We start from the raw sequence: 12,472 nt of genomic DNA on the forward strand, positions 1-12,472 counted from the left end.
CCGAGAGCTCCGCGTGAAGGACCGTGCACTGTAAGGCATTGAAGAATGCTCGTGGACCGTTAGTGGTAATTGGTCCACGAGCATTCTGCTGTCTATCGGGTCCCGTCAGTGGCGTTGGCTCTGCCGGTAAACGCTCAGGCTCAGCGTCAGAACCGTCAGCGTGCGCGCATCATTCAGATCCGCTTCAAGCAGTGATTCCAGCAGCGCGAGGCGCTGGTAGAACACCGAACGCGACAGCCGGCAGCGGGTTGCTGCCTGGGAGCGGTTGGTTGGCGAGGCCAGATAGGCTTCGAGCACGCGAAGGCACTCATCGCGCCGGTTGGCTTCCAAGGCCAAAATCGGCGCCAGCACTTGCTGTGGCAGGCGTTGCACGGCTGGTTCGTGGCGCAATTCATGGGTGAGTAGAGCCAGCGGGTAGTCGGCGGCCAAGACTACCGAAGTGCTTGGTTCCAAGCGCAGTTCACAGCCCTCGGTAGCCTGCTCGATCGAGGTCCGGATCTGCCCGAGCCCCGCAACTATTTCGCCCAGATAGAGGGGTCCTTCGAGGGCATGGGATTCCACTGCTAGACGCATCGCTTGCTGGAAGGCGTCTTGCAGCTGGATGCTCGCGGTCGAAACGATGCCAAAGAGTTTGGGCGTTGGTGAATGAAGTGCACCAATAACTAGATTCATCCCATTTCCGGCATGCTGCTCAAATTCTTTCACTGCGGCTTTCGGGTCTTGCCCCGAAGCAAGCCGCACAGCGAAGCCACGCAGGGCCCGTTGCCTGACCGGGAATCCGGCAGCCTCAAATTTTCCGGTCAGCAGCTTCAAACTGGTTTCCCGGCTATTGAGCAGATCGTCGAGCAGCTCGCAGGCCGTATCGAACTTCCACAGTGCCGGACCTCTTGTGCGCAATAGCTCGGTACCCAAGGCGATGGCAGCCATGGTCAGCACATGCAGCGAGCCGGCCGGGTGGGCGGCGGAGCCCGGTGCGATCAAGGAGCCAAAATTCTTGCCATGGATTTGCACCGGAATCACCTGGCGCTCGGTATTTCCCATGAGGTGCAAGGCTCGTGATCGATCCTGCCAGTGGTCAAAGAAATCCGTTGGCAGTTCCACCGTGCTGGCGTAGCGCCGCAGGTTGTATCCGGAATCTTCGAAGACCACCGGACAGCCAAGAAGCCTGGCGCAGTCGTTCAAGACCGTTGCGGCCGGGGCGCCTAATTGCATCAGGCCGGTGAAATGCTCGGTCACTTCACCGCCTGCTTCGATTCTCCGCGTTTGCGCGGAGAACAGCAGCTGATGCAAGGTCTCGGTGATCTCGACGAATGCCACCGGCTCGTGCAGCAGAATCAATGGCAGGCGCTGCTCTTTGCAGGCGCGGACAAGACCCGCGGGGGCTTCGGGGCAATGGGCCCCGAGCTCCACTACCAAGGCCGCTGCTCGAAGCTCAACTAATTCGGCAACAAACGGTTCAAACTCCGCCTGTGCACTCCAACCGATGCCGGTGGTCAAGACCAGCTCCTGGCCGCGCAGGTAGGCGGCGGGGTTGAGGTTCTCCAAGACATGCGCCCAGCCAATGTGACGCTTCAATGACGGGGCATCGGCGATTACCTGCGGACTGCCGATCAGCATGCAGGGCAGTTGCAGCAGCTGTTCGACGGTGAGAATCGCATTGCCCGGACAGTCTGTCCGATTGGCCGGCATTTTTCCGACAAGTGTCACTGTTGGTAAGCCTCTCGCTGTGTAAAACTGTCAACGACATGGATCTTTGGTGATTCAGTTCACACGATACAGAATGTTTGGCTTTGGAAGGGGAATGCGTCGATGTTTGGTCTACCAACGTTCACGACCGTTGTCATCCTTGGGGTCCCGGCCCTCTGGGTAATCTATACGGCGGTATTTATGTGGCTCAGCCGCGGATGGAAGCGTGAAGACGTGGAGGACAACCGGTGAGCCTCGAAATCATCTTTCTCATCATCTACTTCATTGCCATGGCAGGTATTGGCTTCTGGGCGATGAAAAAGGGCCAGCAGGACTCCGAGGGATTCCTGCTCGGAGGGCGCAGCATCGGCCCGGGCGTGACGGCCCTGCGGCTGCAAAGTTCCTCGATGTCCGGCTACATGTTCATGGGCGCCGGATCCCTGGGCTACACACAGGGCTACTTTGGCATGTGGTACGCATTGGGCGATCTCGGCGGCGGCATCCTGAACCTTTCGGTCCTGGGCCGTCGCATGCGCAAGCTGTCCCAAATTCTGGGTTCCATTACCTCCATTGAATATCTGGAACACCGCTACCCGTCGAAATGGATCCGGCTGATCGCCGCCCCGGTGGCGCTGTTCTGCATGTTCTTCTATGTCCTGGCGCAGTTCATTGCCGGGGGACGCGGGCTGGAGATGGTCACCGGGGTGTCCTTCCCCGTGGCGCTGGCTATCGCCATCGGGGTGATCGTGCTGTACACCTTCCTCGGCGGCTACCTCGCGGTGGCCTACACCGACTTCGTCCAGGCCATCATCATGGTGGTGGGCATGGTCTGGATCCTCATTGCCACCCTGATCGCCATTGGCGGCTTCACCAAGGGCAACGAAGCCATTGGCGCCATCAACCCGAATATGCTGACCATGTGGGGCGCCGACCTCGGGTTCCAAGGACAGTGGGGCGTCATCATCGGTGCGCTGCTGGTCTTCTCGATTGGCTATATGGGGTGGCCGCATGTGGTGGTCAGCCACATGGCCATGAAGAAGCCGTCGGTAGCCCGCACCGCCGGTGCCTACTCGCTGATCTTCAACCTGCTATTCATTCCCGGCCCGTACCTTGTCGGCATGTTCGCGTTGATTCTGCTGCCTAACCTGGCCAATCCGGAAACCGCGATCTTCGAGGTCGCCGACGCGGTCTTGCCGACCTTTGCCGTGGGCATCGTGATGGCTGCGATCATGGCGGCCATCATGTCTACCGCCGACGCGTTGCTGCTGCAGGCCGGAACCATTGCCAGCCAGGATATCTACGCGCGCTTCATCAACAAGAAAATGAGCGACGGGCAGATGGTGTGGGTCTCGCGCATCACCGTGCTGGCTCTGGCGCTCATTGGTTTCGCCATTGCGGCCTTTGAACCGCCTGCGGTGGCGGCCATCGTGATCTTCTCCACCACGGTACTTGGCAGCGCCTTTGTCCCGGCGTATGTCTGCGCGGTTTGGTGGAAGAAGGCCAATACCGTCGGGGCTATCTCCTCGATGATCGCCGGCACGGCAGTTTCCGTCCTCTGGCAGGTATCGGGTGCCCCGGAGGCCACCGGCATCGATCCGATGGTCACCGGAATCTTGGCCTCCACCGCGGCCATGATCATCGGCAGCTTGGCTTCCCAGGCGAACCACCCCGTTCCAGAGCGCATCGTCCGGGCCTTGGACGAGACGGCGAAGATCGGGCCGATCCCGACGAAGATGCTCATCGGCCAGGACGCGTTGCTGGCGGGGCAAGCCGAAATGGCCGGCCGCAATGAGTGAGCTGGTGCTGCGCACCTTGGTCGATGAGGACTATGCCCAGTCGATATTGCAAGCGAAAGCTCCGGGCCTGGAGGTGACCTCCGCTCGACTGCGGCACCACCCGTTTGCCGGTTTCATCTTCGACGTCTCGCACCTGGCCGGTCGCGTCGGAAGGACCCACGCGCTGGTGGACTACTACACCGGCAAGGCTTTTATCAGCGGCCCGTGGCAGGCGGCCGATCCGGACCGGGCCACGCAGCTCAGCCCGGTGCAAGACCCGCAATGGAACACCATTGATTTCGACACCGCACGGCAGAAAGCCAAGTCGCTGCTGGCAACCGCCGCGCTGCGCCGCGCCCGATTGGCGTGGAAAGGCGGAGTGCGGGAACACCGCAGCGTCAACAAGGTGTGGAAGCCGAACTGGGTGCTCGACGCGAAACTCGACGGAAAGTCCTACCGCATCATGGTGGATGGGCTGAATGGAGGCTATTTCTTCATCGACTGCTGAAGTCGGGCACCGCGATGTAACTGGCAGTGCGCCTGGGCGACGTCTCTCCGCGGGAATCCAGTCGGGAACAAGCAGAGCGCAAGCCTATGGAAAACTGGGACGCAATACGCACTTGCCAAGTTCGTGAAGGGTCGCGAATGCAGTGAACTGCTCGCCAGAAGTCGGACTGGGAATGCAGGAACCAACATCTGTGGGCAATTCACACGTTGCGCCGGCCCAAGGGAAAAGGCGAATCAAAACGGTCGGCTGCTACAAGCTGGCTCCTGTTGCCGATCGATATGGAGTCGCTCGGGCAGGCGGCCCGCTACAGTTCCAAGCTCGTCGGTGCTGGTGCGTTGGAGTTCTCGGACCAAGCCGGTGCAGGCATACCAGCTAAGGTTCGAGTTCTTGAAGGTGGGTTGCAATTGCGCTGCGAGCTGTTCATGATCAGGCCGCGGGTAAGCGCACGGATCCCGTCGACATGCCCGGGGCAGGAAACGGTCAGCTGACGCGATGCGGTAGCCCGCGGTGTTGCTGGCCGACCGGCATCCTTCGCTTTTCAGAGGGTAATTGGAAGCTTGGAAGTCTTGCTCTTGGAGGCTCGTGCTTTGGTAAGGACATGGATTCGTCTTTGAATCACATGATTCCGGCTCATGGTCCCACGTCACGTTGGCCTAACCCTCTGCCCGTTTGGCTGCCAAGATCATCGGAAGAGATGCAATATGGCTCCCATGCCCACAAGGCACCGTGCGTTGCGCCTCCTGGACTAGGCCATTGGTATTAACCCTGGCCTCGATAATGGACATACCTCGATGACTAATATCTTGCTAAAAATGAGAGTCAGCACACCGGGTGATGCGCAGCACGCCGAAGCCGAGGAGGAAATCTTGAACGTACAGTCTCGATTCGCAAAGATTCTGTCAATGAATCTAGATGCCGCCGAACAGAAGCAGATTCCAGAGCTAACGCCGCAATTGGCACAGAAGCTAATCGATCGAATCGACACGATTCCTCTGTTCGCGCATGCCTACTCGCTACTGGGAAATTTCACTTATGGCACCTACCGCCCCAGCGACCTGCTGACCTACGCTTTTGAGCATGAACTGGACGGTGTCTGCATCCACCTGCTTGATGGCGAAGAGCGCAGCCTGGGGCAGGCCAGCGACGCGGAGCTTCGGGAGTTCGGAGCCACCGCGCACCAGCTGGGGCTCAAAGTACATCTGGAAATCAGCAGCACCCACAAGACGGACCTCGACGACGTGGTGCGCATTGCGCGGATCCTGAACGTCGAGCACATCCGAGTGTATTCACGCTACGAAGGCCTGCTGTCCGAGGTTCTCACCATGGTCGACAGCGACTTGCAATACCTGATCGTGCTGGCCGAGAAATACGACCTTCAATTCTACTTCGAACAGCACGAGGAATTCAAGAGCTTCGAAATCGCAGCAATCCTGGAACGTGCAAACCATCCCCGGCTGCATGCACTGTTCGACTTCGGGAACATGATCAACGCCTACGAGCGCCCCTTGGACGCGCTGAATCACCTGGCTCCGCACATCGGCCAAGTTCATCTCAAGGGCATCAAGATCATGCCGGAAGATGGAGGCTTCGGCCACCGTGGGGTATTGCAAGGCAGCGATGACGACGACATGCCAAGCCCGCGCATGCTGATGGACCTCTTGCTCTTGGGAGAGGACGAACCGCAGTTGGTCGCCTTCGCCCTAGAGCAGGAAAACCATTACCGTGCTCCGGCTTTCCGCCGCGCAGATGACCCGGAAGATCCGTTCATCGCCTACCGCGATCTGAGCACTACCGACCTTCCGGCCTCACTGACCTTGGACGAAATGCTGGTTGAAGAGCCGCAGTGGGCGGTCAACCAGCTGACCTATGTTCGAACAGTCCTTGCCCAACTGCGTGAACTTGCCATGTGCCGACTGGAATCGGCGTCCGAGGACACGGCCCGCAACGAAACTCTTCAGGAGACCTGCTAATGAAAACGATCAACAAGGCCAAGTGGGGCAAATTCGTCCTGCTGATCATGGGCGGCGGCACCATTTACAAGTTGGCCAATCTCAAGGACGTTTTCTATGTCCCCATGCAGGAGCACCTCGGGCTGAGCAACACCGAAATCGGACTGCTGTTAAGCATCAACTCGATCGTGGCCACCGCCCTGTTTGTCGTCGGCGGATACCTGGCTGACCGCTTCCAGACCCGCACCGTAATCAGTGCAGGCCTGATCGGCGCCGGTGCCATCGGCTTCTACATGGCCTCGTTCCCGGACTTCAACATGATGATGGTTGTGTTCGCGCTGCTCGCGGTGTGCTCGGACTGTCTGTTCTGGCCAGCGCTGCTTAAGAGCGTCAGACAGTTGGGCGACGGCGACGAGCAGGGACGCATGTTCGGTTTCCTCGAGGGTGGCCGCGGTGTCATCGATACCATCGTGGCGTTCTCGGCCCTCGGAATCTTCATCGCCATGGGCTCGGGCCTCGCTGGATTCCGTGCCGCGATCATCGCCTACTCTTCGATCAATATCGTGATCGGCATCCTGCTTTTCTTCCTGTTGCGCGGCAATTCTGCGCCGGACATCCAGGATGCCGCGGCAACTGAGACTAAGGCGCACAAGCCGACCGTAGGGGATTCCTTGAAGCTGATTGCGCGCATGCCGCAGCTGTGGTTGGTCAGCTTCACCGTGTTCATGGTTTACATCGTCTATGTGGGGCTGACCTACTTCATTCCGTACCTGTCCACCGTGTACGGACTGCCGGTGGCTCTGGTAGGCATCTTCGGCATCATCAACCAGTACGGACTGAAGATCATCGGCGGTCCGCTGGGCGGCTACCTGGCCGACAAGAAAGTCAAGAGCTCCAGCAAGTACCTGAGCTATTCTTTTCTGGCCCTGCTTCCCGTAATGGCGCTTATTGTCTTCCTGCCACAGGACGAGAAATTCACCGTACCGGTCATGGTTGCCTGTCTGGTCTTCTCATTGATCGTGTTCTCGATGCGCGGTGTTTTCTGGGCGCCGATGGATGAGGTCGGCATCCCTGATCAGATCAGCGGCACCGCCTTTGGCGTTGCCTGTCTCATCGGATATGCGCCGGGCATGTTCGGATTCCTGATCTACGGAGCGATCCTTGACGCATACCCGGGAGCCACCGGATTCCATCTGGTCTTCGCGATCATGTGCGGGCTGGCAGTAATCGGCAGCGTGATCGCCATGCTGGTGGCCAAGACCGCTAAGAAGGCGAAAAAGGTCACCACTGGCGCCTAGCGACCTCGGCAGCGCATTTCACGGCGGGTCGGCCCATAGAATACGAAGGTATACTGGGCTGGCCCGTCGTCGGCCGTGTCCTGCGGTCCGAAGCTGCTGGGGGGAGAAGGATCCATGGTGAAGGGAAGCGGAGGAAAGTTGCTGGGCGACCTGCGGCTGGACCGAGCTGGAGACAGCCCGTTGCATCGACAGATCTACACGCAGATCCGCACCATGATCCTCAGCGGACAGCTTCCCGGCGGCACGAGGCTCCCCTCTACCCGAACCCTGTGCACCGAGCTCAATGTTTCCCGGATTACCTTGGTTAACGCGTTCCAGGCTCTGGCCAGCGAAGGATTCCTGCGTTCCAGAGCTGGCGATGGCACCTACGTGGGCGACGAATGGCACAACGACTTCAGCTTCTCACCGGTGTCTCGACGCCCCGAACTATCGGTGCGCGCAGGGCTGAGCACCTCAACCCGCGGCAGCGAGCTGCACAAGCAGGCGCTGACCTCCTGGAACCCGGAAGACTCCGAAACTTTCGTGGCCAGCCAAGTCGGGACCGACCTGTTCCCCGCCCGCACCTGGAAAACCCTGGTGGCTCGCCACAGCGAACGCCGCTCCATCGACATGCTCGGTTACGGCGAGCCGCTGGGTTACCTGCCCCTGCGCGAAGCGGTGGCCGAATACCTGCGCGATTCTCGGGGCATCACACCGGCGGCCGAACAGATCGTCATCACCACCGGCGCGCAGCAGGCGTTCAATGCGCTCATGCTGCTGATGACCGATCCAGGGGACCACGTCTGGATGGAGGACCCGGGACACATCGCCGCGGCCAAGGCGATGCTGGCAAACGGCTGCACCGTGCACGGCGTCCCTATTGATGAGCAGGGTGCGAACCTGGCCGCAACGGAAGACTTTCCGGCCGGTCGTCTCATGTTCCTGACTCCCGCCCGACAGCACCCCTTAGGTGTGCGCATGTCCCTGGCCCGTCGCATGGAGTGGATCTCCTGGGCCAATGAGCGCAACAGTTGGATCATTGAGGATGACAGTGATAGCGAACTGCGCTATCGCGGGGCGCACTTGCCGCCGCTGTTCGGTCTGGATCGCGGTGCGCACGTGGTGCATGTGGGATCGTTCAGCAAAGTCATGTTCCCTTCTATCAGGGTCGGCTACGCGGTGCTGCCAGAGGACCTGGTCCAGCCCTTCGGCGCCGCGATCTCCGTGACCGGTCGGAGTCCATCCACACTGATCCAGGCGGCCGCGGCCGACTTCCTGCGCGAGGGGCACCTGAACTCGCATATCCGACGCACCCGGAAAATCTACGAAACCCGGCAGGCGGCGTTGTTGGAAGAACTGCACCGGCAGGTGGATCCGTTCATCCATGCCAGCCCGGTGGACGCGGGGATGCATTTGATCGCCAAACTGCCGCCGGGAATCGACGATCAGCTTTTGGCAGCGCAGCTGGCCGACCGCGGGGTCTACACCTATGCACTGGGGGACTACGTGCTGCAGCAGCCGGCTCCGCCGGCCCTGCTCATCGGCTTCGCGGCTACCGAGGCGCGGCATATGCCCGACGCCGTGGGCTACATGGTCCGCGCACTGCATCATATTGGCCATCGCTGGTAGTGCTGCCTCGCAGAGGCAGCCGCCTGCTCACCGGATTATCCGGTGAGCAGGCGGCTGCCAGCATATTACTGCCCGTTACTTGTTCGCGGTCAGCAGCGACATCATTTCGAAGACCAGCGTGGCCGCGGCCAGCGAGGTGATGTCCGCGTGGTCATAGGCCGGAGCGACCTCCACCACATCGGCGCCGACGATGTTCAGGGTTCCCAATCCGCGCAGGGTCTGCAGGATCTCGCGTGAGTGCATGCCTCCCATCTCGGGGGTGCCGGTGCCCGGCGCATAGGCGGGATCGAGCACATCGATGTCGATTGACAGGTACACCGGGGTGTTGCCAATGCGGTCCTTGATGCGCTGCACGACCGCGGGGATGCCCATCGTGTCGATGTCCGAGCAACGGATGATCTGGAACCCGAACTCGTGGTCGCGGATGAAGTCGTCCTTGTCGTACACCGGACCGCGGATGCCCACATGCATGGAGCGCTCCTCGACCAGCAGCCCCTCTTCGAAGGCCCTCCGGAACATTGTGCCGTGGGTGATCTCCTCGCCGAAGTACGTGTCCCAGGTGTCCAGATGTGCATCGAAGTGCAGCAGGGCCACCGGCCCGTGCACCGCCGCGGTCGCGCGGATCATCGGCAGGGCAATGGTGTGGTCGCCGCCGATGGCGATCACGGTCTTGTCCTTGGCAACCAGGCGGGTGGCCTGCTCCTGGATCTGCTGCACGGCCAGCGCGTTGTCATAGGGGGTGCAGGACAAATCCCCGGCATCCACGAACTGCGCGGACTGGACCGCGGTGGTCTGCAGTTCGGGGTGGAATCCCGGGCGCAGCAGGCGCGAGGCCTCGCGGACGTTGGAGGGGCCGAAGCGGGCTCCCGGGCGGAACGAGGTTCCGCCGTCGAAGGGTACGCCGACGATTGCGACGTCGTAGTCCGGCACTGATCCAAGCTGTGGCAGGCGGGCGAAGGTGCCCAGGCCTGCGTAGCGTGGCACCTCGGTGGCGGGCACGGGGCCGACGGGGACGAAATCAACCATGATGGTTCTCCTTGGAATTCTTTGCGCAGCCTATGGAAGGGTGATCCACACGGTTTTGGTTTCGGTGACGTAGTCCAGCTGTTCCGCGCCCAGATCGCGGCCGAAGCCGGATTTCTTGTAGCCGCCGAACGGCATGGCCGCGTCGATGGAGCTCTGCGCGTTGACGTAGACGGAACCGGCCTTCAGATCCTTGGATAACTGGTGCACGCGGTTCAGGGACTGTGAGTAAATGGTGGCGGCCAGGCCGTAATCGCTGTCGTTGGCCAGGGCCAGCGCCTCCTGTTCGGTGGAGAATCGCTGGGCCACCAGAACCGGGCCGAAGATCTCCTCGCGCACCACGACCATTTGGTTGGTGCAGTCTCCGAAGATCACCGGCGCCACGTAGTTGGTGGCGCCGTCGTCGATTGGGCCGCCGCACAATAGCTTGGCGCCTTCCTCCACACCGGCTCTGATCAGGTCGGTCACCGAACGGTACTGGGCCTCGGAGACCAGTGGGCCGATGGTGGCTTCCGGATCCAGGCCCGGGCCCAGTTTCCATGATTTGGCGTTGACAACCAGCTTGTCCATGAACTCGTCGTAGATCGAGCTCTGCACGTACAAGCGCGAACCGGCGTCGCAGATCTGCCCGGCGTTGAAGAAAATGCCAAAGGCGACTTCTTCCACGGCCTTGTCCAGATCGCAGTCCTCGAAGACCAGGACCGCGGACTTGCCGCCCAGTTCCAGGGTCATACGGGTCATGTTCTCCAGGGCCGCATGGCCCACCGACATCCCGGTTTTGGTAGATCCGGTGAAGGTGATCTTGTCGATGCCCCGATGCGCGGCCAGCGCCGCGCCCACGGTGGAGCCCTTACCGGTGAGGATGTTGATGACCCCTGCCGGGATGCCGGCCTCCAGCGCCAATTCGGCGAAGCGCAGGGTGGTCAGCGAGGTGACCTCGGGCGGCTTGACGACTGTGGTGCAGCCGGCCGCCAGGGCCGCGCCCAGCTTCCAGGCCAAGGTCTGCAACGGGAAATTCCACGGCACGATGACGCCGATGACGCCGACCGGTTCCTTGCGGGTATAGGCAACGTAGTTGCCTTCGAGTCCTGCTGGCTCGCCGCTGCGGCCGGAGATCTTCGAGGCCCAGCCTGCGAAGTAGCGGTAGGTATCGATGGTGCCCTGGATGTCCATCTCGGCCTCGGCGAGAGGCTTGCCCACGTCGATGGATTCCAGGATGGCCAGCTCCTGGAAATGCGCTTCGATCAGGTCCGCCAAGCGGTGCAGCATGCGTTCGCGGGCCAACGGGGTCTGCGTAGCCCACCCACCGGATTCGAAGGCGCAGCGGGCCGCCGCGACGGCTTCCTCCAGGTCCTCGACGGTGGCGCTAGCAAGGGTGGAGACCTGCTGGCCGGTGGAGGGCTCGATGACCGCCACGGTGGCGCCGTCGGAGGCCGGCCGCCAGACGTTGTTGATGAACAGCTCGTGCTGGCGACCCAGGAATTCCTGGACGCCGGCGGGTACGTTGTAGGCGGCCAGGTAGGCCTGCGGGTTCTCGAAGGTCTTCATTGCTGCCTCGGTATTGATTGGCGAAGTCATGGTCTGCTCCAAAGGATTCGTGCTCGAAGAGCTCTAGTAGTTGACGACGAGGCGGCCTTCGGCCTGCCCCCGGTCCAGGGCCTGGAAGGCATCGTTGATCTCGGCGAAGGGGAGGGTCTTGATCGTGGACCTGATCTTGCCCTCCTTGGCGAGGGCGAGAACCTGGTCGCGCTCCAGCCGGGTGCCGTCGGCGCTGCCGATGATCGTGATGCCCAGATCGATGATTTCTGCCGCGGCGAAGCTGAACGGCTTATTGGGCAGTGCCACCTGGATGAAACGAGCGGTCGGTGCGGCCAGATCGAACATGCTGCGGAAGACCTGAGGGGAGGGGGCGAAGCTCAGGCAGGCGTCGGCGCCGCCCAGGGCCTGGATAGCCGCCACCGCGTCATCGCCCGGGATGTAGGCGGCGTAGGCGCCCAGTTCCTTGGCGGTTTCGAGCTTGGCGGGATCCAGGTCGATGCCGATCACCTTGGCGCCGTACAGGGCCGCGCACTGAATGGCGTACTGGCCCAGGCCGCCCAGACCGAAGACCACCGCGACGGACCCCGGCTCCAGCTGGGCCTTGCGGACCGCGCTGTAGGCGGTGACGCCTGCGCAGAGCAGCGGTGCGGCATCCGCGGAGGAGAGTTCTTCCGGGATCAGCGAGACCCAGGCGGCCGGGGCGATGACATACTCGGAAAAGCAGCCATCTACATGGACTCCGGTGGCCTTCGAATCGCGGCAGTAGGTTTCCAGGCCGCGGCGGCATTCGCGGCAGCTGCCGCAGGCCTCGTAGACGAACCCGACGCCCACCCGGGCACCGAGGGCAAGGTCTGCGCCTTCGCCCCGGACGGCCACGGTGCCCACGCCTTCGTGGCCCAGGATCGCCGGCTTCTCGCGAGGTAGTTCGTCTTCGCCCTTCCAGAAATGCACGTCGGTGTGGCAGACGCCGCAGCTTTCCATCTTGATCAGCACTTCGCCCTTGCCCGGGGTCGGGATCCGGGTCTGGCGAAGGTCGAGCGGGGCGTTGTCTTCGGTGTAGAAGGCGGCAAGCATGGTATTGGTCAT

General features: G+C 61.6%; 9 protein-coding genes. 5 read left to right on the plus strand and 4 right to left on the minus strand.

All coding sequences use genetic code 11. From position 1 onward, the window contains the following. Positions 1–105: 105 nt before the first annotated feature. Positions 106–1,707, minus strand: a complete 1,602-nt coding sequence (locus CQ019_RS08180) for a PucR family transcriptional regulator (protein WP_146112420.1) — start codon at positions 1,705–1,707, stop codon at positions 106–108. 227 nt (positions 1,708–1,934) lie between these two features. Here CQ019_RS08180 and CQ019_RS08185 point away from each other — a divergent pair, with 227 nt between their 5' ends. From CQ019_RS08185 to CQ019_RS08205, 5 genes are all read left to right on the plus strand, one after another. Beyond that, positions 1,935–3,482 carry a sodium/proline symporter gene (locus CQ019_RS08185; protein ID WP_105552567.1) on the plus strand — a complete coding sequence of 516 codons (1,548 nt, stop codon included), beginning with the start codon at positions 1,935–1,937 and terminating at the stop codon, positions 3,480–3,482. Next, entirely contained in the window at positions 3,475–3,969 is a 495-nt protein-coding gene (locus CQ019_RS08190) for a hypothetical protein (protein WP_105552568.1), read from the plus strand. Before CQ019_RS08185 ends, CQ019_RS08190 begins: the two co-directional genes overlap by 8 nt. A gap of 902 nt (positions 3,970–4,871) precedes the next feature. After that, the gene (locus tag CQ019_RS08195) at positions 4,872–5,939 is read left to right on the plus strand and encodes a sugar phosphate isomerase/epimerase (protein WP_219843904.1); all 1,068 of its coding nucleotides are present in this window, start codon (positions 4,872–4,874) and stop codon (positions 5,937–5,939) included. After that, a complete protein-coding gene (locus CQ019_RS08200; RefSeq protein WP_105552570.1) occupies positions 5,939–7,216 on the plus strand; it encodes an MFS transporter in 1,278 nt (425 codons plus the stop codon). Before CQ019_RS08195 ends, CQ019_RS08200 begins: the two co-directional genes overlap by 1 nt. Positions 7,217–7,330: 114 nt before the next feature. Next, positions 7,331–8,824 (plus strand): PLP-dependent aminotransferase family protein, encoded by a 1,494-nt coding sequence (locus CQ019_RS08205; RefSeq protein ID WP_096254346.1) that lies wholly within the window; start codon positions 7,331–7,333, stop codon positions 8,822–8,824. A gap of 75 nt (positions 8,825–8,899) precedes the next feature. Here CQ019_RS08205 and speB read toward each other — a convergent pair whose 3' ends face one another. Genes speB through CQ019_RS08220 form a run of 3 tightly spaced genes read right to left on the minus strand, consistent with a single transcriptional unit; the run spans position 8,900 to position 12,472 of the window. Continuing rightward, a complete protein-coding gene (speB, locus tag CQ019_RS08210) occupies positions 8,900–9,850 on the minus strand; it encodes an agmatinase (RefSeq protein ID WP_096254347.1) in 951 nt (316 codons plus the stop codon). 30 nt (positions 9,851–9,880) lie between these two features. Continuing rightward, positions 9,881–11,425 (minus strand): aldehyde dehydrogenase, encoded by a 1,545-nt coding sequence (locus CQ019_RS08215; protein ID WP_219843905.1) that lies wholly within the window; start codon positions 11,423–11,425, stop codon positions 9,881–9,883. 33 nt (positions 11,426–11,458) lie between these two features. Then, positions 11,459–12,472 carry an alcohol dehydrogenase catalytic domain-containing protein gene (locus CQ019_RS08220; RefSeq protein ID WP_096254348.1) on the minus strand — a complete coding sequence of 338 codons (1,014 nt, stop codon included), beginning with the start codon at positions 12,470–12,472 and terminating at the stop codon, positions 11,459–11,461.

This window comes from Arthrobacter sp. MYb229, from assembly GCF_002975405.1.
In the GTDB taxonomy this organism is placed as follows: domain Bacteria; phylum Actinomycetota; class Actinomycetes; order Actinomycetales; family Micrococcaceae; genus Glutamicibacter.

What these genes read in the sequence shown, in the direction of transcription:
- CQ019_RS08190 (WP_105552568.1), top strand. Translation starts at nt 3,475, where the DNA reads ATGAGTGAGCTGGTGCTGCGCACCTTGGTCGATGAGGACTATGCCCAG.
- CQ019_RS08195 (WP_219843904.1), top strand. Translation starts at nt 4,872, where the DNA reads ATGAATCTAGATGCCGCCGAACAGAAGCAGATTCCAGAGCTAACGCCG.
- CQ019_RS08200 (WP_105552570.1), top strand. Translation starts at nt 5,939, where the DNA reads ATGAAAACGATCAACAAGGCCAAGTGGGGCAAATTCGTCCTGCTGATC.
- CQ019_RS08205 (WP_096254346.1), top strand. Translation starts at nt 7,331, where the DNA reads ATGGTGAAGGGAAGCGGAGGAAAGTTGCTGGGCGACCTGCGGCTGGAC.
- speB (WP_096254347.1), bottom strand. Translation starts at nt 9,850, where the DNA reads ATGGTTGATTTCGTCCCCGTCGGCCCCGTGCCCGCCACCGAGGTGCCA.
- CQ019_RS08215 (WP_219843905.1), bottom strand. Translation starts at nt 11,425, where the DNA reads ATGACTTCGCCAATCAATACCGAGGCAGCAATGAAGACCTTCGAGAAC.
- CQ019_RS08220 (WP_096254348.1), bottom strand. Translation starts at nt 12,472, where the DNA reads ATGACCAATACCATGCTTGCCGCCTTCTACACCGAAGACAACGCCCCG.